The organism is Achromobacter sp. SD115 (genome assembly GCF_017355315.1).
GTDB lineage: Bacteria > Pseudomonadota > Gammaproteobacteria > Burkholderiales > Burkholderiaceae_B > Achromobacter > Achromobacter xylosoxidans_B.
Genome location: NZ_JADIJM010000011.1, coordinates 169,035 through 191,274 on the forward strand (window position 1 = coordinate 169,035; position 22,240 = coordinate 191,274).

Annotated in this window: 20 protein-coding genes; 7 read left to right on the forward strand and 13 right to left on the reverse strand. The window is 66.6% G+C overall.

All coding sequences use genetic code 11. The features are described from left to right. Positions 1–62: 62 nt before the first annotated feature. Both IPU70_RS17425 and IPU70_RS17430 read right to left on the reverse strand, forming a co-directional pair. Entirely contained in the window at positions 63–1,277 is a 1,215-nt protein-coding gene (locus IPU70_RS17425; protein ID WP_207468990.1) for an ABC transporter substrate-binding protein, read from the reverse strand. Positions 1,278–1,360: 83 nt separating this feature from the next. Beyond that, positions 1,361–2,155 (reverse strand): SDR family NAD(P)-dependent oxidoreductase, encoded by a 795-nt coding sequence (locus tag IPU70_RS17430; protein WP_207468991.1) that lies wholly within the window; start codon positions 2,153–2,155, stop codon positions 1,361–1,363. A gap of 204 nt (positions 2,156–2,359) precedes the next feature. Here IPU70_RS17430 and IPU70_RS17435 point away from each other — a divergent pair, with 204 nt between their 5' ends. After that, positions 2,360–3,037: a GntR family transcriptional regulator gene (locus tag IPU70_RS17435; protein WP_013391284.1), complete on the forward strand. Its 678-nt coding sequence runs from the start codon at positions 2,360–2,362 to the stop codon at positions 3,035–3,037. 20 nt (positions 3,038–3,057) lie between these two features. Here IPU70_RS17435 and IPU70_RS17440 read toward each other — a convergent pair whose 3' ends face one another. Then, on the reverse strand, positions 3,058–3,708 hold the full coding sequence (locus IPU70_RS17440; RefSeq protein WP_207468992.1) for a carbonic anhydrase: 651 nt from the start codon (positions 3,706–3,708) through the stop codon (positions 3,058–3,060). 220 nt (positions 3,709–3,928) lie between these two features. Further along, positions 3,929–4,267: an FxLYD domain-containing protein gene (locus IPU70_RS17445; protein WP_207468993.1), complete on the reverse strand. Its 339-nt coding sequence runs from the start codon at positions 4,265–4,267 to the stop codon at positions 3,929–3,931. Between the two features lie 362 nt (positions 4,268–4,629). Here IPU70_RS17445 and IPU70_RS17450 point away from each other — a divergent pair, with 362 nt between their 5' ends. Beyond that, complete coding sequence (locus tag IPU70_RS17450; RefSeq protein WP_207468994.1) at positions 4,630–4,965, forward strand: PsiF family protein; 336 nt, start codon at positions 4,630–4,632, stop codon at positions 4,963–4,965. Between the two features lie 80 nt (positions 4,966–5,045). Here IPU70_RS17450 and iaaH read toward each other — a convergent pair whose 3' ends face one another. Continuing rightward, positions 5,046–6,521, reverse strand: coding sequence for an indoleacetamide hydrolase (iaaH, locus tag IPU70_RS17455; RefSeq protein ID WP_207468996.1), 1,476 nt, complete (start codon positions 6,519–6,521; stop codon positions 5,046–5,048). 90 nt (positions 6,522–6,611) lie between these two features. Continuing rightward, positions 6,612–7,382, reverse strand: coding sequence for a class I SAM-dependent methyltransferase (locus tag IPU70_RS17460; RefSeq protein ID WP_207468997.1), 771 nt, complete (start codon positions 7,380–7,382; stop codon positions 6,612–6,614). 116 nt (positions 7,383–7,498) lie between these two features. On the opposite strand from IPU70_RS17460, the gene IPU70_RS17465 reads away from it, so the two are divergent. Further along, positions 7,499–8,317: a helix-turn-helix transcriptional regulator gene (locus tag IPU70_RS17465; protein WP_207468999.1), complete on the forward strand. Its 819-nt coding sequence runs from the start codon at positions 7,499–7,501 to the stop codon at positions 8,315–8,317. Between the two features lie 32 nt (positions 8,318–8,349). Here IPU70_RS17465 and IPU70_RS17470 read toward each other — a convergent pair whose 3' ends face one another. After that, on the reverse strand, positions 8,350–9,027 hold the full coding sequence (locus IPU70_RS17470) for a GntR family transcriptional regulator (RefSeq protein ID WP_207469001.1): 678 nt from the start codon (positions 9,025–9,027) through the stop codon (positions 8,350–8,352). A gap of 162 nt (positions 9,028–9,189) precedes the next feature. On the opposite strand from IPU70_RS17470, the gene IPU70_RS17475 reads away from it, so the two are divergent. From IPU70_RS17475 to IPU70_RS17485, 3 genes are read left to right on the forward strand one after another with little or no spacing between them, the layout of a single operon-like run. Next, positions 9,190–10,917: an acetolactate synthase catalytic subunit gene (locus IPU70_RS17475; protein WP_207469003.1), complete on the forward strand. Its 1,728-nt coding sequence runs from the start codon at positions 9,190–9,192 to the stop codon at positions 10,915–10,917. Further along, a complete protein-coding gene (locus tag IPU70_RS17480) occupies positions 10,914–11,669 on the forward strand; it encodes a 3-oxoacyl-ACP reductase (RefSeq protein WP_207469004.1) in 756 nt (251 codons plus the stop codon). Before IPU70_RS17475 ends, IPU70_RS17480 begins: the two co-directional genes overlap by 4 nt. Before the next feature lie 37 nt (positions 11,670–11,706). After that, positions 11,707–12,663, forward strand: a complete 957-nt coding sequence (locus IPU70_RS17485; protein ID WP_207469005.1) for a tripartite tricarboxylate transporter substrate binding protein — start codon at positions 11,707–11,709, stop codon at positions 12,661–12,663. Between the two features lie 20 nt (positions 12,664–12,683). Here the strand turns inward: IPU70_RS17485 and mutY are convergent, their stop codons facing one another. After that, positions 12,684–13,754 (reverse strand): A/G-specific adenine glycosylase, encoded by a 1,071-nt coding sequence (gene mutY, locus IPU70_RS17490; RefSeq protein WP_207469006.1) that lies wholly within the window; start codon positions 13,752–13,754, stop codon positions 12,684–12,686. A 168-nt stretch (positions 13,755–13,922) separates the two neighbouring features. Between mutY and IPU70_RS17495 the strand changes: the two genes are divergently transcribed. Continuing rightward, positions 13,923–17,534 (forward strand): indolepyruvate ferredoxin oxidoreductase family protein, encoded by a 3,612-nt coding sequence (locus IPU70_RS17495; protein ID WP_207469007.1) that lies wholly within the window; start codon positions 13,923–13,925, stop codon positions 17,532–17,534. Between the two features lie 30 nt (positions 17,535–17,564). Here the strand turns inward: IPU70_RS17495 and IPU70_RS17500 are convergent, their stop codons facing one another. The 5 genes from IPU70_RS17500 to IPU70_RS17520 all read right to left on the reverse strand — a co-directional run bounded on the left by IPU70_RS17500 (position 17,565) and on the right by IPU70_RS17520 (position 22,140). Beyond that, on the reverse strand, positions 17,565–18,398 hold the full coding sequence (locus IPU70_RS17500; protein WP_207469008.1) for a symmetrical bis(5'-nucleosyl)-tetraphosphatase: 834 nt from the start codon (positions 18,396–18,398) through the stop codon (positions 17,565–17,567). Next, entirely contained in the window at positions 18,395–19,573 is a 1,179-nt protein-coding gene (gene lptG / locus IPU70_RS17505; RefSeq protein WP_207469010.1) for an LPS export ABC transporter permease LptG, read from the reverse strand. Before lptG ends, IPU70_RS17500 begins: the two co-directional genes overlap by 4 nt. A gap of 79 nt (positions 19,574–19,652) precedes the next feature. After that, positions 19,653–20,375 (reverse strand): monofunctional biosynthetic peptidoglycan transglycosylase, encoded by a 723-nt coding sequence (gene mtgA, locus IPU70_RS17510; protein WP_013391364.1) that lies wholly within the window; start codon positions 20,373–20,375, stop codon positions 19,653–19,655. A gap of 5 nt (positions 20,376–20,380) precedes the next feature. Further along, positions 20,381–21,244, reverse strand: coding sequence for a shikimate dehydrogenase (gene aroE / locus IPU70_RS17515; RefSeq protein WP_207469011.1), 864 nt, complete (start codon positions 21,242–21,244; stop codon positions 20,381–20,383). Then, entirely contained in the window at positions 21,241–22,140 is a 900-nt protein-coding gene (locus IPU70_RS17520; protein WP_207469014.1) for a TonB family protein, read from the reverse strand. The genes aroE and IPU70_RS17520 overlap by 4 nt, the downstream gene beginning before the upstream one ends. Between the last annotated feature and the right edge of the window lie 100 nt (positions 22,141–22,240).

The following is a 22,240-nucleotide window of genomic DNA, read 5'->3' on the forward strand; positions in this document are numbered from 1 at the left end:
TCTCCGGCAGCCCGCGCGCTGCTGCGCCAGCGCGCGGGCCCGGCCCGTGGCGGGCCGCTGGTTTACTTCTGGTACTGCCAGACGCTCTTGAAGGCGCCGGGCACGAGCGACATGTTGGTGCCGTCGAACTTGATGTAGATGGCGGACTCCTGCGCGGCGCGGTCGTTCGGGCCGAACTCGATCGGACCAGCCATGACGCCCGAATCGAACTTCATGGTTTCCAGCGCCTGCAACACCTTCTCGCGGGTGGGCTGGGGGCCAGCGGCCTTCAGCGCGTTGACCACCGCCATCGCGGGCGGCAGGCCGTAGGGCATGTAGGTCTGCGGATGGCCCGGCTTGGCGGCCAGGTCGGGGTAGGCCTGCTTGTACATGTCGTACACCCAGGTCAGCTTGGAGCCGCCCGGCACGTCGGACAGTACTTCCTGGATATAGACGTTCTTGAAGGCGTCCTTGTTGCCGACGTTCTCGACCAGCTGCTTCAGGTCGGCGGTGCCGTTCACCGCCAGCACGATAGGCTTGTTCCAGCCCAGTTCCTGCGCCTTCTTGATGATCAGCGCGGCGGGGCGGGCATACGTGGTCAGCAGCAGCACGTCGGCGTTGGCGGCGCGGATCTTCAGCATGGGCGCGGTCACGTCGGTGATGTTCGGGTTCACCGACTGGACTTGCAGCGCCGCGTCGCCCAACTGCTTGACCTGGGCCTGCGCGGCCTCCAGGTTCCAGCCGCCGTAGGCGTCGTCATGGTTGATGTAGCCGATCTTCTTGGCCTTCAGGTGTTCGGCGGCGAATTGCACCATCGAGCCGCCCACGGCGTGCTGGGAAATGGAGAAGGCGCCGTAGATGTACTTGGACGGTGGATACAGCGCGCCGTCGCCCGAGGCGTTGAGCATGACGAGCGGGACCTTCTCGCGTTCGACATATTCGCGCGACGCCACCACCGCGGCCGAGCAGGAGCCGCCGTTCAGCAGGAATACCTTGTCCTGCTCGTTCAGCTTCTTCACCGCGGCGACCAGGTCGTTGGCGTTGCAGCGGTCGTCCTCGATCACCAGTTCGATCTGGCGGCCATGCACCCCGCCTTCCTTGTTGACCTTGGCGTACCACATCTTGGCGGCGTTCAGCACGTCAAAGCCGTAGGCCATGCCGCTGCCGGACAAGGGCGCGAACAGGCCGATCTTGATGGTCTTGTCGGTGATGCCCGGCTCCTGTTGCGCCAGCGCGCCCGTGCTCAAGGCCCACGCGCATAGTGCAGCGGCGGCTGCGTAGCGACTGCTTTTCTTCATCTTTGTCTCCCGTTCTTTTTTGATGCGCGCCTTTGTTGGTGGATGGCGCTTTGCTGCGTTGCCGGCCTGGCCGCCGGAATGCCTTACTGCATGCGGTAGCCGCCGTTGACGTCGATGACGCTGCCGGTGATGTAGCCGGCTTCCTCCGACGCCAGGAAGCGCACGGCGGCGGCCACGTCGTCGACGGTGCCGATGCGGCCCAGCGGAATCGCTTGCGCGGCGGCGGCCAAAGCGCCGCTGCTGGTGACGGTGCTGCGCAGCATGTCGGTGTCGATGAGGCCGGGCGCGATGCCGTTGACCGTGACGCCCAGGTGCGCGGATTCGCGCGCCATGGCCTTGGTCAGGCCCAGCACCGCGGACTTGGCCGCAATGTACGAGGCGCTGGAGCGGTAGCCGCCCAACTGCGCCGCGACAGAGGTGAACGTGACGATGCGGCCGTGCGCCAGCGGCGCGGCCTCGCGCCGGCGCAGGTAGGCGCGGCCGCACAGGAACACGCCGCGGGCGTTGACGGCGAAGCTGCGTTCCCAGATGTCCAGCGTGGTGTCCTTGATGAGCGGGCGTTCGCCGTTTTCCTGGAACAGCAGCAGTCCGGCGGCGCTGACGAGCACGGCGATGGGGCCGTGCTGCGCTTCGATCTGCTCGAAGGCGGTCTCAACGGATTGTTCATCGCTGACGTCGAAGGCATGCGAGGCGTGCGGCGCGCCCAGTTCGTCGGCCACGCGGCGGGCGCGATCGGCGTCCACGTCCGAGACCACGACGCGCAAGCCGGCGTTGGCCAGTTCCTGGCAGATGCGGGCGCCTATCCCGCCGCCGCCGCCGGTGACGAGCGCAAGACGGGGAGCCTGACCCGTGGCGGCCGGCGTGGATACATTGGACATGCTGTCTCCTGGTAGCGTGCCGTCCGCCTAGGGTGGGATAGGTCCGCTGGATTGAATTTTTTGCGATTATGTATACATGATGGATTGGCAGGTATAGGGGCTTACCCCAGGTTCTGCTTGATTTACATCATGTTTTACGGAGACGCTTCGAAATCCGATGAGGCACTTGGCACTCCATGTATTCTTCATGTATACAATGCGGCTATGGACACGCTATCTCAACACGTTACCGACACGCTGCGGGACTGGGTGCTGCACGGCAAGTTCAGCCCCGGCGCCCGCCTGGAAGAAATCCCGTTGGCGGAAAAACTGGGGGTGTCGCGCACGCCGGTGCGCGCGGCGCTGGCGACGCTGGGCAATGAAGGCTTGCTGGAACATCTGCCCAAGCGCGGCTACACGGTGCGCGCCTATGACATCGGCGAAATCGTGGCGGCCTATGAGGTGCGCGCGGCGCTGGAAGGGCTGGCCTGTCGCCAGGCGGCCCTGCGCGGGCTATCGAACGATGCCGTGGCGGTGCTGAAGAATTGCCTGGATGAAGGGGACCGGATCCTGGGCAAGGGCGTCTTGCTGGCCGAGGACCATCTGCCCTACCAGCAGGTGAACATCACTCTGCACAACGGCATCCTGGAAGCGGCGGGCAACCCCTGGGTGCGGCGCTTCGCGACGCAGGCCCAGGCCATTCCCTACGCCTCGGACCGGATCATCCTGTGGGAAGACCACGGGATCATCCTGCGATCGCATGACGACCATCACCGCATCGTCAATGCGATCATCGCCCGCGACGGCGCGCGGGCCGAGGATCTGATGCGCGAGCACGTGTACTACGCGGGCATCATCCTGAAGAACAACTACGAAAGGCTGGCGCAGGCGTACCGGGTGTGAGGCACGCCTGCGGCCGCGCCTTAGCCGGCCGCAGGCGTTTCCAGGCAGGGCTTGAATTCGCCGGTCGCGGGGTCGCGCAGATACAGCAGGCCGGTGGCCACGCCGAAGTAGGTGCCGTGCAGTTCCAGGTCGCCCTTTTCCACGCGGCGGCGGATGGACGGGAAAGTCATCAGGTTGTTCAGGCTGTGTTCGACCGTGGCCAGTTCCAGGCGCTTCAGGTTGGCCTGGCGGTCGCCGGTGCCGGGGCCCAGGCGTTGGGCCACGGGCTCGATCTGCGACATCCACTTGCCGATGAAATCGCCCTTGGTCAGGGGCTTGGCATCGTCGAAGAAGGAGCGGATGCCGCCGCAGGAGGCGTGGCCCAGGACGACGATGTGCTTGACGTTCAGGCCATTGACCGCGAATTCGATCGCGGCGCTGGTGCCGTGGTACGAGGATTCCGAGTCAGGGTCACAGGGCGGGACCAGGTTCGCGACGTTGCGCACAACGAACATCTCGCCGGGGCCGGCGTCGAAGATGACTTCAGGCGACACGCGCGAGTCGCAGCACCCGATGATCAGGATTTCCGGGTTTTGTCCCGATTCGGCCAGCTTTTGATATCGGCTGCTTTCCGAAGGGAAACGGCCCCCCAGGAAAGATTGATAGCCTTCGGTGAGTCTTTTTGGAAACATGATCTTTTCTTCCTCGTAGCTGGAGCCAGGCGTGCTGGCGCGTCGGCGCACGCAACAAGGGGCTTCGTGTGGAAGCCCCTTTTATTGAGTCGACAAACGGAATTTTCCCATATTTGACCTTGCGCCACGCTGTCTAAACCCTGCGCGAATCAGGGTTTTTTGCCGCCGGGCAACCGGACTCGCGGCATGGGCGCCGTTCTGGTGCAGGCCGTAGGGGAGGCTAGCGGGCGTCGACGCCCAGCGCAGTGACGCGGGTGAACTGCAGCGGCGTGACGGCCCGGATCTGCTTGATCTGGCCGGGCGCCAGCGGGCCGACAACATCGTCGTGCACGCGGCCGATCTCGCGGCCCTGCGCGTCGTACAGCACGAAGGTGAGCATGGCGCTATTGACGTGCCGCGCGGACTGGTTGGACAGCAGGCCGGTGATGGCTGACACGTTCTGGTTGACGTCGCGTACCGCCTGGACATTGCCCAGCGTGACGCCATAGACCAGGCCCTGCGCGCCGGCGGCGCCAGACAGGCCGGCAAGCAGCGCGAGCGAAGCAAGGGCAAGTTTCATTGTGGTCTCCTGGGCAGCCGCGGTGCGGGCGCCATTTTCACCCGCAGGGCGGTCGTCGCCGCCTCTGGACTGGGGGCATGCTTATCTCACACCTTTCCCGTCCTGTACACAACGGGGCAAAGGGATGAATGGGTAACAGGGTGCTGGGATTGGTCGCAAATTCGCCGGCGAGCCTGGCTTGCGCAGAGGGAGGTCACGCGCCGGTTCAGGGCCGCGTAAGGCCTTGGCGATTCTTGACTTTCCGCACTCTTGCGCAGGGTTCGGGTTTGTTCGATCATGACCGGGCCGGCGATTGGGCCGGCGGATCGTGCGGCCCGCCTTTGCGACTGAATCCAGGCGCGCGGGCGCCAAGGGAGGAATCCATGCTTTCCCGTACCAGCCAATTGGCCTCGGCCTTTCTGTTGACCGCTTGTTTCGCCGGCGCGGCGTTTGCCCAGACCCCTGCGGCCTCCGCACCCGCCAAGACGCCCACGCCGCAGCAGCAGCGCATGGCCGACTGCAACAAGTCGGCGGAAGGCAAGAAGGGCGACGAGCGCAAGACCTACATGAGCAGCTGCCTGAAGGGCGAAGCCCCCGCGCCCGCCAAGGAGCTCACGCCGCAGCAGCAGAAGATGAAGGATTGCAACGCCAAGGCTACCTCGCAGCAGCTGACCGGCGACAAGCGCAAGACGTTCATGAGCACCTGCCTGAAAGGCTAGTGCCCACGCAGTCCACCGCCTCGCCAAAGAAAACGCCAGCCCACGAAACAGGCTGGCGTTTTCTTTGCATGAAGCGCTTGTCAGCCGCCGGAGCGTCCCGGCCCTTGCAACCGGCCCAGCACGTTCTCCAGCGTCAGTCCGACCGCCAGTACCTTGCGGTCCTCGCCCGGCAGTCCATCAACCTCCAATCCCACCGGCAGTCCGTCCGCCGACAAGCCCGCGGGCACGCTCAGCCCGGGCAGGCCGGCGTTGCTGCCCGGGTCGACGTTGCGCGCCAGGCGGCCGAAGCTTTCGAAGCTGCTGGCGTCCGGTGTCGCGGCCATCGGCTGGATCGGCACGGTGGGAAACAACAGGCCGTCCAGCGCATGGTCCTGGAACGCGCGGCGATACACGTTGATGAGCTCGTCGCGATGCGTCGCCATGGCGCGTTCATAGAGGGGTTGCAGCGGCAGCACTTCGCCCGAGGGCAGGGGCAGCACGCCCGGCACGATCAGGCCGTCGAAGATCCCTTTTACGTCCGGGCTGGCGATCTGCGCCACCACCTGCGTGAAGGTGACGCCGGTTGCGTAGCGGCTGAGATAGTCCGTCAGGTCTCCCTTCTGTTCATACAGGCAGACCGGCATGCCCACCGCGGCGTTGCTGGCCTCCAGGCCGGGCATGTCCAGTTCCACCAGTTGCACGCCGGCCGCGCGCAGCTTGGCCAGTGCGGCATCCGTCACGGCCTGTACCTGCGGGTCCAGGCCTTGCCAGAAGTAGCCGCACAGGCCCAGGCGCATGCTGGCCGGCGGCAGCGCGGACAGCGGCTGCGGATCTCCGGCAAGCACCGCATCCAGCAGCACGATGTCGTCCATGCTGTTGGCTATCGGTCCCGGCGTGTCGCGGGTATGCGAGATGGGCGTGATGCCGGCGCCGTCGTAGCGCCCCACCGAAGGGCGGAAGCCGGCCGCGCCGTTCACCGCCGCCGGCAGGCGCACCGATGCGCCCGTGTCCGTGCCCAGCGCGGCCGGTGTCATGCGTGCGCCCACCGCCGCGCCGCTGCCCGAGGACGAGCCGCCCGCGATCAGGCTGGCGTCATAGGCGTTGCGCGTGCCCTCGCCGTGCGCGCCGGGGAAGGCGGTGTTGTAGCCCGACACGCCGAACGCCAGTTCGTGCATATTGGTCTTGCCGATGATGACGGCGCCGGCCTCGCGCAGGCGGCGCACTACCGGTGCGTCCTCGGCCGGACGGAAGTCCTTCAAGGCGGGCGTACCCGCCGTGTTGGGCAGGCCGGCGACGTGAATGTTGTCCTTGATGGCGATCGGCACGCCCGCCAGCGGTAGTGCGGCCTCATCAGCCTGGCCGCGGGCCGCGTCGCGGGCGCGGGCCTGGGCCAGCGCGCCTGCGCGGTCCACGGTGATGAAGGCGTTGAGGTCCGCGCGGGCGTCGATGCGGTCCAGGCAGGCCTGGGTCAGCGCAACACTGGTGAGCCTGCCCTGCCGGATCAGGGCCACGGCCTCGGTGACGGTCAGGTCCGCCGGGGACGCGGCGGCCAATGGCTGGTTGGACGTATCGGACATGGCGCTTCCTTACCTGTGGGATTCTGTCGAATCCGTACCTATACAGGTCGGAGCGGGCGCTGTCGAGCGGGTCCCGCCGCAGCGGAGGAATCAGCCAGGCTTTCTCACCACGATGGTGGCCGTGTCGCTGGTGAAGGACGCGTCGTCCTGCACCTCGAAGTGCGTGCGCACCACGTCAGGCGCGATGCCGGACATATGGCGCAATGCCGCCACCAGCGTGTCCGGCGTGCGCATGCGCGCGACCCAGGACTGGAACTCCAGCGGCAGGCGGCGCGGCGCCAGGCCCTGCAGAGTGAAGCCGGCCTCGGTCAGCATGCGGGTCCACTCGGCGACCGAGTAGTCGCGCACGTGCGAGGTGTCGCGCAATACCTCGATGGTCTGCAGCCAGGTATCCAGCAGCGGCTCGCCCGGCGACACCACGTCGGCGAACACGGCGATGCCGCCAGGCTTGAGGACGCGGAAGGCTTCGCGCAGGCCGCGCCCGGCGTCCTGCCAGTGGTGGGTGGAATAGCGCGACATCACCAGGTCGAACTCGCCGTCGTCGAACGGCAGGTATTCGGCCTTGCCCTGACAGGTGGCCAGGTTGGCCAGCCCGCGCTTGGCGGCCTCGCCCGCAACCACGTCCAGCATTTGCTGCGACAGGTCATAGGCGGTGACGTGCTTGACGTGCGGCGCGACGTGAAAGCTGACATGGCCGCCGCCACAACCCAGGTCCAACAGCCGGGCTGCGGGGTGCTGCGCGGCGATGCCGGCCATTTGCAACAGGTCTTCGCCCTGGGCGTGTACGGCGCTGGTCAGGTAGGCGGTCGCGCGCGGGCTGAATTGGCGGTCGACGGCGGCGTCATGGGTGCTGGCGGTCATGAGGAATCCTTGGGTGGCTGGGCCCGCTACGGATGAGGAAAGCGTTTGGAAGCGGCGGCCCAGGCGCTAAGATAGGCGGCTGCCCATACACGTACAAGTCCATTGCTCATCCTGGTATGACTACTTCCCCCCAAACCGGCGCCGCCGGTCATGAAGGCTCTCCCTTGCGGCGCCAGGCGCTGGGCGAATTCGTGCGCAGCGCCCGCTCCCGCATCACGCCCCAGATGGCCGGCCTGCCCGAAGGCATGCGCCGCCGCACGCCCGGGCTGCGGCGCGAGGAGGTCGCCCAACTGTGCGGCATCAGCGTCACCTGGTACACCTGGATCGAGCAGGGGCGGGAGGTGTCGGTGTCGCCTTCGGTCTGGTCGCGCATCGCGGGCGTGCTGCAACTGGCCCGCGCCGAACGCGCCTATCTGTTCGACCTGGCCGACTGCGCCGACCCTCAGCACGGCCGCGACGATGCGGGCGCGCCCGGGCCCTTGCAGGAATGCGTGAATGCGATCAATGCCCCGGCCTACGTGCTGGACCGCGCCTGGAACCTGCTGGCGTACAACGAGCCGCTGCGCGAGCTGTTCGACAACTGGCCGGCGCGCGACCCCGAACCCAATCTGCTGCGCTACATCTTCCTGGACCCCGCCGCGCGCGAACTGGTGGTGGACTGGGACCAGCGCGCCCGCCGCGTGGTGGCGGAATTCCGCGCCGACGCCGGCGCGCATTTGGACGAGCCGGCCGTGCTGGCGCTGCTGGACAACCTGAACCGCCAGAGCGCGGTGTTCGCCCACTGGTGGACGCGCCACGCGGTGGTGGAGCGCGAAGGCGGCTTGCGTGAATTCCAGCATCCGGGCCGCGGCAAGCTGGCCTACCAGCAGATCACGTTCCGGCTGGCGACGCATCCGGATCTGAAGCTGGTGATGCTGCTGGGCGGGGGCGAGTAGCGGGGAAGCCTTGCTGCCGGACGCGGCCGCGTCTACTTCACCAGGCCGTGTTCCGTCAGATAGCGGATCAGGAATTCGCCATGGCCTTCGATGTCGCGGCGGATCTCGCGCACTACCGCTTCCGTATCGGCGGCTTCCAGGCCCGCAATAATGCCCTCATGGGGATGCCCGTCGGGCAATACCGGGAAAGGTGGCGTGTACAGGTAAGACAGATAGGACGCCGTCTGTACCCATAGGTTTTCGATCATGAATAGCAGGTGTGGCATCTGCGCAGCGGAATACAGCGCGAAGTGGAAATCGAAGTTGCGCGCCAGCACGGGAGCCATGAGCTGCTGATCGCGGCTGGCCATCAGGTTGGCGTGTATGCCGCGCAATTCGGCAATCAATGCCGGCGTGGCGTGCGGCACGGCGCGGCGCGCGGCGAAGCATTCGAGTTCCAGGCGGATGCTGCGCAGTTCCTGCAGTTGCGCCACGGTAAGTTCCGGCACCTTGACTGATTTGCCCGGGCTGAGCGTCAGTGCCCGTTCGGACACGAGTTGCAGCAGCGCCTCCCGCACGGGAGTCTGGCTCACACCCAAGGTGTCGGTGATCGAACGCAGGGTGATGGTGTCGCCGGGACGCAGCTCGCCCATCATGATCTTTTGCTTGATTTCCCGATAAATGCGAGCGGTCATGTTTTCCCGCTGCATCGGCGCCAAATTGATCGTCATCCTGTATTCCTGGTCGGCCGGGCCGCGAAGTTCAGCGCGAGGTTTCCTGCGCAGCCCCAATCTTACCGTCCTCACATGGACCTTTTACATTTTATAAAAAATAAACTTATTGACCGTGAAATTTATGCGGCCTATATTTTATAAAATATAAAAGTAGATGAAATGTCTGCGCTGCACCCCCTGGCCGCACCCGGCCTCACCCATCAAGGGACCGTGGCCCACCTGATCGCAAGGGCCCTGATCAGGCACGGCGTGACGCATGTGTTCGGGCAGAGCCTGCCCAGCATGCTGCATCTGGCTTGCGAGGAACTGGGGCTGACCCAGGTCGCGTATCGCAGCGAGAATGCGGGCGGCTACATGGCCGATGGCTATGCCCGAGTCACCGGCAAGCCCGCCATCGTGACCGCCCAAAACGGCCCGGCGGCCACCTTGCTGGTGCCGCCGCTGGCCGAAGCGCTGAAAGTGTCCATACCGGTGATCGCGCTGGTGCAGGACGTCAACCGCGATCAGACGGATAAGAACGCCTTCCAGGAGTTTGACCATATTGGCCTGTTTTCTTCCTGCACCAAGTGGGTACGCCGGGTGACCGAGGCATCCCGGGTCGAGGACTACGTGGACCAAGCTTTCGCCATGGCCTGCTCGGGCAGGCCGGGGCCGGTGGCGCTGATGTTGCCGGCCGATCTGCTCAACGAAGCCGCGGCCGCCACGCAGCGCCACGCGAACCTGGGCCACTTTCCGCTGGACCGCAATGTGGCGGCGGATGAGGCGGTCCAGACCGCCGCCGACCTGCTGGCCGCGGCGCAGCGGCCAGTGGTAATTGCCGGCGGCGGCGTACATGTTTCCGGCGCTTGCCACGCCCTGGCTGCTCTGCAGGAATCGGCGCACCTGCCGGTAGGCACCACCGTGATGGGCAAAGGCAGCGTGGATGAGCGGCATCCACTCTCCCTGGGAGTAGTCGGCTATTTCATGGGTCCGAACAGCGCCAGCCGCGATCTGCGCCCCTTGGTTGCCGATGCCGACGTGGTGCTGCTGGTCGGTTCGCGGACCAACCAGAACGCCACCGATTCCTGGAAGCTCTATCCGAAGAATGCCCGCTACATCCATATCGATGTCGACGGCGGCGAGATCGGCCGCAATTACGAAGCCCTGCGCCTGGCGGGCGACGCGAGGGAAACGCTGCTGGCTTTGCAGCGCGCGCTTGCGAACCGCGACCTGTCGGCCGCGCAATCGCGCCGCGCCGGACTCGAGGCCGCCATCCAGGCCGGCCGCGCATCTTCGTGGGAAGCCTCACGCGCGGTACGTCTGTCGGACCAGCAGCCGATCCGTCCTGAACGCCTGCTGGAGGAAATCCGGCAGGACGTGGACCAGGACACGATCGTGGTCGCGGATGCCAGCTATTCGTCGATCTGGATCGCCAACTATCTGACGTCCCTGGCGCCGGGCATGCGCTTCCTGACGCCGCGGGGTCTGGCCGGGTTGGGCTGGGGCTTCCCGATGGCCATGGGAGCCAAGGTGGCGCGGCCGCGCGCGCATGTGGTCTGCGTGGTGGGAGATGGCGGCTTCGGCCACGTCTGGTCGGAACTGGAAACCGCAAGGCGCATGGGCATCAAGGTGACGCTGGTGGTGATCAACAACGGCATCCTGGGCTTTCAGAAGCATGCCGAGAACGTGAAGTTCGGCGCCCATACTTCCGCCGTGCATTTCCACCCGGTGGATCATGCCGCGGTAGCGCGGGCAGCCGGCTGCCTGGGCGTGCGTATCGAATCGCCGTCCGATCTGGCGGGCGCGTTGCGAGAGGCCCGCCGTGCTGAACAGACCACCCTGATCGAGGTTATGTGCGACGAAAACGCCTTTCCTCCCATCACCTTCTTCACAGCGGGGCAGGCATGAAAAAGGATCCGAGCAGAGTCGCGCTGGTGACCGGCGCCGGACGCGGGATAGGGCTGGAAGTCGTTCGCCAATTGCTGGCCAAGCATTACCGCGTCGTGGCGGTCAGCCGCGAGGGCGTTGATGCCGAAAAACTGGGCGGCTCTTGCGCGCAGCTGCGCACCGAGCGCGCCGATGTCACCGACTACGCATCGATGCAGGCGCTGGTTGAAAACGTGCGCGCAAAGTGGGGGCCGGTGTCGGTGCTGATGAATAACGCCGGCATTTCGCCCAAGCAGGCAAACGGCACTTCCTCGGGCATCTTGGACATCAATCCGCAGGAATGGGAGTCCGTGTTGCAGGTCAATCTCACCTCCATATTGCGGCTGTGCCAGATGGTGCTGCCCGCCATGCGAGACCAGGGTTGGGGGCGCATCGTCAATGTGTCCTCGCTGGCTGGCCGGGCCAAATCCCTGGTGGCGGGCGGCAGCTATATGGCGTCCAAGGCGGGCGTGCTGGGCTTGACCCGCGCGATCGCCGCGGAGATGGGGCCGCACGGCATCACGGCCAACGCAATCACGCCGGGCCGCATCCTGACCGAGATGGCGCAGCAGGCCGCGCCTTCGGTAAACGAGAACTATGCGGCACAGATTCCGGTGCGCCGCCTGGGTACGCCGGAGGAGGTGGCTGCCGCCATGGTGTTCCTGGCCGCGGAAGAGGCTGGTTTCATCAACGGTGCAATCCTCGATATCAACGGCGGCTTCTACATGCCTTGACCGGGCAGCCCGACATAAAAAACCAAAGGAGACAAGCATGAAAGGAGCATCAAAGCTGGCGGCGCTTGCCGCTGCGACTGCGCTGTGCGCCGCAGCGGCGCCGGCCTGGGCATGGCCCGACAAGGAGGTCACGCTGACCGTCAACTACGGCGCGGGGGGCAACACCGACGTCGCCAGTCGCGAGTTGGCGCGCGCGATGGAGGCGGACCTTGGACGCTCGGTAGTGGTATTCAATCGGCCGGGCGCATTGGGCACCATAGGCCCGGCCTATGTGGCCAAGCAGCCGGCCGACGGCTATAACGTGGGCGTCGTGACGCTGTCGTCCATCGCCATCATGCCCCACCTGATGACGATACCGTACGCTGCCCGTGACTTCGACTTCGTCGCGGCTTATGGCCGCTACCGCTATGGCGTGGTGGTGCGGGCGGATTCTCCTTACCAGACTGTCGCCGATCTGGTCGCAGCCGCCAAGCAAGGCCCGGGCATATTCTTTGGCGCGCCTTCCGCGCCCAACAATCTGGCCATGTTCGACCTGGGCCGCGTCACGGGCGCCAAGTTTGAGCAGGTGTCGTACAAATCGGGCAGCGAGACGGTCTCGGCCCTGCTGGGAAAACAGGTCGATGCCATCGTCCAGAACCCCTCGGACGTGACTAGTTACATCCAGTCCGGCCGTTTGCGCCTGCTGGCATCCGCGAGTCCGATCCGCTGGCCCGAATTCCCGGACGTGCCCACGCTGAAAGAGGTTGGCTACGACGTCGAGATCGATTCCTGGCTGGGCTTGGCGGTACCCAAGGGCACGCCCGAGTCGGTCCGAACCCGGCTGGAGCAGTCCACGAAAACGGCGGTGGCCTCTGATCGCCTGCAGCAGACCTATAAGCAACTGGGCGTGGATCCGGTGTGGTTGTCCGGGCAGGACTACGCCAATATGGTCGGTACCACATACGAGCAGATGGGCCGGGCCATCAAGGCGGCCAACTTGCCGCGGACCAACTGAACCCGTTGCGTTGCCGCCGCTCAGCCCTTGAAGAGGCTGTCCTGCATGCCCGCTTCGACCAGCCCCTGCAGCAGCTTCTTCACCGGCGCGGGCAGCGCCACCGACGCCAGTTCCTCCGCCTGCACCCAGCGTTCCGGCCTTGCCGATTCGCGCAGGCCGGCCGCGCGCACCGGCACCAGCCAGGGCCGGATGTGCAGGCGGTAGTGCGTAAAGGTGTGGGCGAAGGCGGCCAGCTCGAAGCGCTGTTCCGGTTCCAGGCCCAACGCGCGCGAGGCGCTGTCCGGGTCTTGCGACACGTCGAACTCGGGCAGGCTCCACAGCCCGCCCCAGATGCCGGGCTCGGGCCGCTGTTGCAGCAGGAAGGCGCCTTCGTGCCGCAGGACCAGCATACAGGTCTCGCGTTCCGGGATCGCCTTGCGCGCCTTGGGCGTGGGCAGTTCGGCCTGGCGGCCTTCGCGCCTGGCCACGCAGCTGTCTGCCGCCGGGCACGCATCGCAGGCGGGCTTGCCGCGCGTGCATAGCGTGGCGCCCAGATCCATCAGGCCTTGCGTGTAGGCGGCCATGTCCAGGCCGGGCGCGGCCTCGACTTGCGCGTCGGCCAGCGCCCACAGCTTTTGTTCGACTTCGCGCTTGGTCGGGTCGCCGGCGATGCCGAAGTGCCGCGTGAACACGCGCTTGACGTTGCCGTCCAGGATGGGCGCGCGCTCGCCGTAGGCGAACGCGGCGATGGCCGCCGCGGTGGAGCGGCCGATACCGGGCAGCGTGGCGATGGCTTCCGCCGTGGGCGGGAAGCGGCCGCCCCAGTCGCGTGCTATCTCCTGTGCGCAACGGTGCAGGTTGCGGGCGCGGGCGTAGTAGCCCAGCCCGGCCCAATAAGGCATTACGTCTTCCTGCGCGGCTGCGCCCAGCGCGGCCACGTCGGGAAAGCGCTGCAGGAAGCGTTCGTAGTAGGGGATGACCGTCGCCACCTGCGTCTGCTGCAGCATGATCTCGGAGAGCCAGATGCGGTAAGGATCCCGGGTGTTTTGCCAGGGGAGATCGTGGCGGCCGTGGCGGCGTTGCCAGTCGACGATACGAGGGGCGAAGTCCATGGCGGCAATTATCGCATCGCCCTATTGCCGGGGGTGGGGCGAGAGGTTACAACCAATGGAAACAGAAGCGCGCCAGCGCCCGCAATTCACGTCCCTTGCTCGCCCGCGTGCGCTTCAAGAGGGTGTCGCGCGTTGCCGGCAGGGGTTCCTGGATCCCTTGGAGTCGACATGAACGCTCCTGTTTCGCCTGCCTTGCGTGCCGCGCTCGAATCCGTCCAGCTGGACGACAAGTACACCCTGGAATCCGGGCGCGCCTGGATGAGCGGCATCCACGCCCTGGTCCGCCTGCCCATGATGCAGCGCGTGCGCGATGCGCGCGCCGGCCTGAACACGGCGGGCTTCGTGTCCGGCTATCGCGGCTCTCCCTTGGGCGGTGTGGACCAGAACATGTGGAAGGCGGCCAAATACCTGAAGGCCCGCCACGTCGAGTTCCAGCCCGGCATCAACGAAGACCTGGCCGCCACCGCGGTGTGGGGCTCGCAGCAGGTCAATCTGTTTCCGGGCGCCAAGTACGACGGCGTCTTCGGCATGTGGTACGGCAAGGGGCCGGGCGTGGACCGCTGCGGCGACGTTTTCAAGCACGCCAACGCCGCCGGCACCTCGCGCCATGGCGGCGTGCTGGTGGTGGCGGGGGACGACCACCCCGCCAAGTCCTCGACCTTGCCGCACCAGAGCGACCACATCCTCAAGGCCTGCATGATTCCGGCGCTGTTTCCTTCCAGCGTGCAGGAGGTGCTGGACTACGGGCTGCATGGCTGGGCGATGAGCCGCTACGCGGGCGTCTGGGTGGGCATGAAGTGCATCACCGATATCGTCGAAGTCTCCGCCTCCGTGGACGTGGATCCGCATCGCGTGGAGATCCTGCTGCCGCGGGACTTCCAGCTGCCGGCCGATGGCCTGAACATCCGTCTGCCCGACACGCCGCTGCAGCAAGAGGCCCGCCTGCTCGATTACAAGCTTTATGCCGCGTTGGCCTATGCCCGCGCCAATAAGCTCAACCGAGAACTCTGGCAGGTGCCGCAACGCGACGCGCGCTTCGGCATCATGACGTCCGGCAAGGCTTATCTGGACACGCGCCAGGCGCTGTCCGACCTGGGCCTGTCCGAGGCCGTGTGCCAGCGCATCGGCCTGCGCCTGTTCAAGGTGGGCATGGTCTGGCCGCTGGAATCCACCGGCATGCAGCGCTTCGCCGAAGGCCTGGACGAGATCCTGGTCGTGGAGGAAAAGCGCCAGGTGCTGGAGTATCAGCTGAAGGAAGAACTGTTCAGCTGGATCGGCAGCGGCAAGAAGATTCCGCGCGTGGTCGGCAAGTTCGACGACAAGGACGGCGGCGAATGGTCGGTGCCGCAAGGCAATTGGCTGCTGCCGGCGCACTACGAATTCTCGCCCGCCATGGTGGCGCGCGCCATCGCCGCGCGCCTGCTGCGTTTCGAGTTGCCGGGGGACGTGCGCGCCGGCATCGAGGCGCGCCTGGCCTTCATCAGCGGCCGCGAACAGGAGCTGGCGCGCCCGCGCGTGGTCGAAGAGCGCAAGCCCTGGTTCTGTTCGGGCTGTCCGCACAACACCTCGACCCGCCTGCCGGAAGGCTCGCGCGGGATGGCCGGCATAGGCTGCCACTACATGGTCAGGTGGATGGACCGCAGCACCGATGTGTTCACGCAAATGGGCGGCGAGGGCGTGCCCTGGGTGGGACAGGCGCCATTCACCGAGGAAAAGCACGTGTTCGCCAACCTGGGCGACGGCACCTACTTCCATTCGGGCCTTTTGGCGATACGCGCGGCGGTAGCGGCCAAGGTGCCGATCACTTACAAGATCCTGTTCAACGATGCGGTGGCGATGACCGGTGGACAGCCGGTGGACGGTCCCTTGAGCGTGCCGATGATCAGTTGCCAGATGGCCGCCGAAGGCATCGAGAAAATCGTGGTGGTCACCGACGATCCTGACAAGTACAAGCAGATCGAAGGATTGGCGCCCGGTGTGCCGGTGCGGCACCGGGACGAGCTCGATGCGGTCATGCGCGAACTGCGCGAGCATCCCGCGGTATCGGTGCTGATCTACGACCAGACCTGCGCCACCGAGAAGCGGCGCCGCCGCAAGCGCAACGCCTACCCGGACCCGGCCCGCCGCGTGCTCATCAACGAGCGCGTGTGCGAGGGTTGCGGCGACTGTTCGCAGAAATCGCATTGCTTGTCGGTGGAACCCCTGGACACCGAGTTCGGCCGCAAGCGCACAATCAACCAGTCCAGCTGCAACAAGGATTTCTCCTGTCTGAAGGGCTTCTGCCCCAGCTTCGTGACGGTGGAGGGCGGCAAGCTCAAGAAGCCAGGCGCGCTGGAGCAGGACGGCGCCATCGACGCAGACGTGCCACACCCGGCCGCGCGTGAACTGCACCAGCCCTACGGTGTCTTCATCGCCGGCGTGGGCGGCACGGGCGTGGTCACCATAGGCCAGCTGCTGGGCATGGCCGCACACCTGGAGGGCAAGGGCTGTTCGGTGCTGGATATGGCGGGCCTGGCGCAGAAGGGCGGCGCCGTGTATTCGCACGTGGTGCTGGCGCGGACGCCGGATCACCTGCTGAATACGCGGGTCGCCATGGGCGAAGCCGACCTGCTGCTGGCCGGCGACCTGGTCGTGGCCACCAGCGCGGAATCGATGGCGCGGCTGAATCCGGATCGCACGCGCGTGCTGCTCAACAGCGACACCGCGCCGACCGCCGCCTTCGTCAGCAATCCGGACTGGGCCCTGCCGGGCGCGGCCCTGACCGCCGACCTGGTGGCCGCCTGCGGCAAGGAGCACTTGGCCGCCGTCGACGCCGCCGCGCTGGCCGTGGGCCTGCTGGGCGATGCGATCTATTCCAATCCGCTCATGATGGGCTACGCCTACCAGAAGGGCTGGATTCCGCTGTCGCAGGAGGCGCTCCTGCGCGCCATCGAACTGAACGGCCAGCAGGTGCCGAACAATCTCGCCGCCTTCGCCTGGGGGCGCCGCGCGGCGCACGATCTGGCGGACGTGAAGCGCCTGATCGCCAACGGCGGCGCTCCGTCGCAACCGGAAGGCATCATCGAACTCAAGCGCCCGCGCGCCGCCAGCCCGGTGTTGGAACTGAAGCAGCCCACGGGCGAGCTGGAGCGGCTGGTGGCGGTGCGCAAAGCCTTCTTGACCGATTACCAGAACGTGGCCTACGCCCGGCAATACACCGAGCTGGTGGACAAAGTGGCGAAGGCCGAGCGCGAGGCCACGGGCACCAACCGGCTGGCGCTGGCGGTGGCGCGCTACTACTTCAAGCTGATGGCTTACAAGGACGAGTACGAAGTCGCGCGGCTGTACTCAGACGGCGAGTTCCTCAAGCGCGTGCAGGCGCAGTTCGAAGGCGACTGGAAGCTGCGCTTCCACTTGGCCCCGCCGCTGTTCGCGCGGCGCGACAAGGACGGCCACCTGATCAAGCGCAGCTACGGTCCGGGCATGTTGCGCGTCTTCCGTGTGCTGGCGCGGATGCGCGGCTTGCGCGGAACGAAGCTGGACCCGTTCGGCTACACGGCCGAGCGCCGCGCCGAGCGCGAGCTGATCCGCGAGTACCGGGAGACGACGACGGCGATCTTGTCGAAATTGAATCGCGGGAACCTGGAGCGTGCGGTGGCATTGGCCAGTTTGCCCGAGGATATCCGGGGATACGGGCATGTGAAGGAGGCGGCGATGGAGAGGGTGGCTTTGCGGAGGGAGGAGTTGCTGAAGGGATTTAGCGCGACTGTGGTGTCTATCGGGGGAGTGCGGGTGGCTTGATGCAGGAGCGCTGAACGCAAAGTCCCAGCGCTACTCAGACATCGGATCCTGAAACTGTGAGCACTTGACCTGCACCAGCTTGCGGTCTTGCAAGCGCAAGGCCGTCAGCGACCCGCCCCACACGCACCCCGTGTCCAGGCAGATCACATCCGGTCGCTGCAGCAGCCCCAGCGTCGACCAATGCCCGAACACGGTCGTGATATTCCGCGTGGCGCGGTTGGGCACGTCGAACCAGGGCACCAGCCCGGTCGGCCAGGCGCCCGGCGTCACCTTGGTGGCGAATTCCATGTGGCCATTGGGCGTGCACAGGCGGATCCGCGTCAGCGCGTTGATGATGACCCGCATGCGCTTGCCGCCCTTGTGGTCTTCCTTCCAGGTGGCGGGTTCGTTGCCGTACATCTTCTGCAGCGCCTTTTGCCAGTTCGGCCCGCGCAGGGCGTCCTGGACTTCGCCGGCCAGGGCCAGCGTCTTGGCGACGTCCCATTTGGCCAGCGTGCCGGCGTGGACCAGCAGATGGTTCTGCTCGAAATGGGCCAGCGGGCGAAAGCGCAGCCAGTTGATCAGGTCGACCGCGTCCGGCGCCCGCAGGACGTCCTCGAGCGTGTCCGATTTGGAAGGCTTGCGTACCCCCGCGGCCGTGGCCAGCAGGTGCAGGTCATGGTTACCCAATACCGTGGTCGCGCGGTCGCCCAGGTCGATGATGCGGCGCAGGGTTTCCAGCGACTGGGGGCCGCGGTTGACCAGGTCACCGGCGAACCAGAGACGCGACTGGGGATCGCCGACCAGTTCGGGGTGGGACAGCAAGCGATCCAGCGGCGAGCAGCAGCCCTGCACGTCGCCGATCATCCAGATACTGCCGTTCATGCGGGACTTTTGCTCCAAGGCCAACGTTGTTGCACGATCCGCGTGATGGTGTGGCGGTACTCCATGTAGCCCATGGCGCCCAGCGCCACGATCATGGCGCCGATGTTCGGGCCCAGAGCGGTCAGCCAGGCCGGCCATTTGCCCAGCATGCCCACGTTCAGGGCCAACTGGTTCAGCATGAAGAAGCCCACGCCCAGCAGGATGCCGATGAAAACCTTGGCGCCTACGCCGCCGCGGCGCGTCTGCATCAAGCCGATGGGGGCGGCGATGGTGATCATGACCAGCAGGGTGAACGGATATGCCAGTTTGCGCCACAAGGCGACGACCTGTCGACCATATTGCAGCTGGTTGTTGCGCAAATAATCCACATAGTCCAGCAGCGTGGCGATGGACATGCGTTCAGGGGTCAGCACGCGGGCCAGCAGGCGCTCGGCGCTGAGCGTGGTGTCGATATTGCGCTCGGGTACCTTGACCACGGTGGCGGGCGGGTGCTTGGGCGGACGCGCGTTGGCCAGCGCTTCGGCCGCTTCGTCGTCCAACCGGGTTTCGGTGACGTCCTTGAGCAGCAGGTCGCCGTGGGTGAACAGGCCGGTCGGCGCGGTGGACAGCGCGGACAGCGTCTGGTCCTTTTTGAATTCATAGAGGGTCACCGCGCTGACCTGGCCGTCGCCCTTGAGTTCACCAATATTGATGATGCGGGTGCCGCCGTCGGCGGTGGGTTCCTTGAACCAGTAGCCGCTTTTGAGGCGGTCGCCGCCGGCCTTGCCGCGGAACAGCAGGTTGGCCTCGCCGGACTTGATTTCGGCCCAGGGCGTAACGTACTCGGACAGCAGGCCGGCGCCTATCATCAGCGGGATCGTGACGATCCAGAGCATGCGCAGCAGCTTCATGCCGCTGACGCCGGACACGCGCAGGATGACCAGTTCGTTGCGCTGGGCCAGGCCCGCCAGCGCCAGGATGGCGCCGATCAGCAGGCCGATGGGCAGAAGGTCGTAGAGACGGGTGGGAATCGCCAGGGCCTGCATGTAGAGCAAGGCCATCATGGAGAACTTGTCGCCCACGTTGTCCAGATCGTCCACCAGCGCGAAGAACGTGAAAAGGCCCAGCAGGGCCATGAGGACCACTGCGCAAGAGCGATAGATCTCGCGGGCCAGGTAGCGACGTGCGGTGCGCATGAAAGAAAGGATGAACGCCTAAACCCGAAAGCTTAACAAATCCCGCCGCCGAGGGTGGGGCCGGAGGGCTGGATCCGTGTCAGGGAATCTCGACCATCTGCATCCGCCGCGTCAGGACGCCGACCCGGGAGTTCAGATACCGGGTGTTGCGGTGGGCGTCGTAGAAGCGCGGGTTGGGCAGCATGGCCGCCAGCCGGGCCGACTGGCTGGCGCCCAGGTTGGCGGCGGTGGTGTTGAAATAATGCTTGGCGGCGGCCTGGGCGCCGAACACGCCTTCGCCCCATTCCGCCACGTTCAGATACAGCTCCAGGATCCGCTCCTTGCTCATGACATGTTCGATCATGTAAGTCAGGACGAGTTCCTGGCCCTTGCGGATGTAGCTGCGGGAGCTGGACAGGAACAGGTTCTTGGCCAACTGCTGGGTGATGGTGGAGCCGCCGCGCATCTTGCTGCGGCCGGCATCCTGCTGCTTCTGGTTGTACTCCCAGGCCTTGCGGATGGCATCCCATTCGACGCCGTCGTGTTCGGTGAAGTTGGAGTCCTCGGACGCCACGACCGCCCGCTTGAGGTTGCGGTTGATCTTGTCGTAGGGCACCCATTCGTACTTCAGCTCGAAATCGGGGTTGCCGTCGCTCAGGCGGGACCGTTCCTCGCGCATGATCGCGCTGCTGCCCGGGGGGCGGTAGTTGTACCAGACCACCTGGGCGAACAGCCAGAACTGGTAAAGCAGCACCAGGCACACCAGCGCCATCAGCGCGCCGCTGATGATCCGGAACCAGGAGCGGCCCTTGCGCGTCGCCATGCCGCTTATTGCCCGGCCTCGAGCGCCTCGCGCAGCGCTGCCAGCACCGGGGCGGCGTCGGGACGCACGCCGTGCCAGATGTAGAAACTCTCGGCCGCCTGGCCCACCAGCATGCCCAGGCCGTCGGCCGTCAGGGCGGCGCCGTCGGCTTCGGCCTGCCGCATGAAGGCGGTGGGCTGGGCGCCGTACATCATGTCGTAGGCGCCGGCGCCGGGCGCGTAGAGGCCGGGGGGCAGATCGGGGGCTGCGTTCTGCAGGCCGCTGGCGGTGGCGTTGACGACCAGATTCCAGCCGCCGGCCAGGGTGGCGTCCGCCAGGCTGCCGCCCGTGACCGAGGTTTGGGGCGAGACGCCGCTTTCGCGCCAGGAGGCGGCCAGCGCTTCGGCCTTGGAGGCGGTGCGGTTGACGATGTGGATGCGGGCGCAGCCGGCTTCGGCCAGGGGTTGCAGCACGCCGCGGGCCGCGCCGCCGGCGCCGACCAGCAGCACGGATGCCCCGCCCAGGCGCACGCCCAGGCGCAGCAGGTCGGACACCAGGCCCACGCCATCGGTATTGCAGCCGTGCCAGGCGCCGTCGCGCCAGGACAGGGTGTTGACCGCGCCGGCCAGGCGCGCGCGGCTGGACAGGCGGCCGGCGGCCAGGGCATAGGCGTCCAGCTTGAAGGGCACCGTTACGTTCAGGCCCAGCCCGCCCTCGGCCACGAAGGCGGCGACCGCATCGGCAAAACCGTCCACCGGCGCCAGCAGGCGGTCATAGCGCAGAGGCTTGCCGGTCTGTTCGGCAAACATGGCGTGGATCTGAGGCGAGCGGCTGTGCGCGATGGGGTTGCCGATGACGGCGTATCGGGCAAGAGGGGGCGCCTCGGTCATGGGGCTTGTGTTTCCAGGGTGTCGTTGACGAAATGCCAGGTGCGGGTGATGACCAGCACGTCCGTGTCGCGCGCGATATCGGGCGGGAACGGGGGGAAGGGCGCGGCCAGCTGGACAATGCGGCGGGCCGCCTGGTTCAGGACGGCGTGCGGCGAGGGTTGGTCGATTTCGACGTTGGCGATGCTGCCGTCCGCGCGCACGGACACCGTGATGCGCAGCGAGCCGTAGATACGGCCGCGCGCCTCGTCCGGGTAGTGCTGGGTACCGACCGTCTCGATGCGGGTGCGCCAGGCGTCCAGGTAGGCGGCATAGCGCGAGGCCTCGGCGGAGGGCGCCACGAACTGTTTGCGCGGTTCGGCGCTGTACTGCTGGACCCGCGCCGCCAGCGCGGCCACCTGGGCGCTCTGGATGAGGCTGGCCTGATCCTCGGCGTCTCGGCCGAGGTCGGCGCCGTCGGGCCAGGGGTTGACGGCCTGGCGCTCGGCGCCGGCTTTGTCAGCGGCGCGCAATTGGGTCATCAGGCGGGTCTGTTCGGCTTCCAGCTGCACCTGGCGGCGGCGCATGGCCTCCAGCACGATGGTCTCGGCCGATTCGCCAGTGCGGGGCAGCGGGGTGGTGGACATGCCGCGCTCGGCGTTGCCGCCGCCGCTCATCTGGTTCTGGGCCTGCGCGCGCGGGTTGTCCGGCGGCGTCTCGCTGCGGGCATTGAGCAGCACGACTTCCAGGCTGGTGACGGGCGGGCGCGAGAGCGCGGGCGCGCCAAAGCGCCACGCCAGGGCGCCGGCGTGCACCAACAGCGATATTGCGATGCCGATGCGCAGGTAGTGCTGGGCAGGTGCGCCCAGCCACCGCAGGTAACGGCTCAGCGGGGAAGGGGAATCAGCGAGGCGTTGCACCAGCGCATTGTAGAGCGAGTCCAGGTCCGCCGGGCGTCAGGGGCGGTTCACACTGACAGCCTACGCCGCGTGTGCGGGCGCCCTGGGCCCCGGGCTTGTA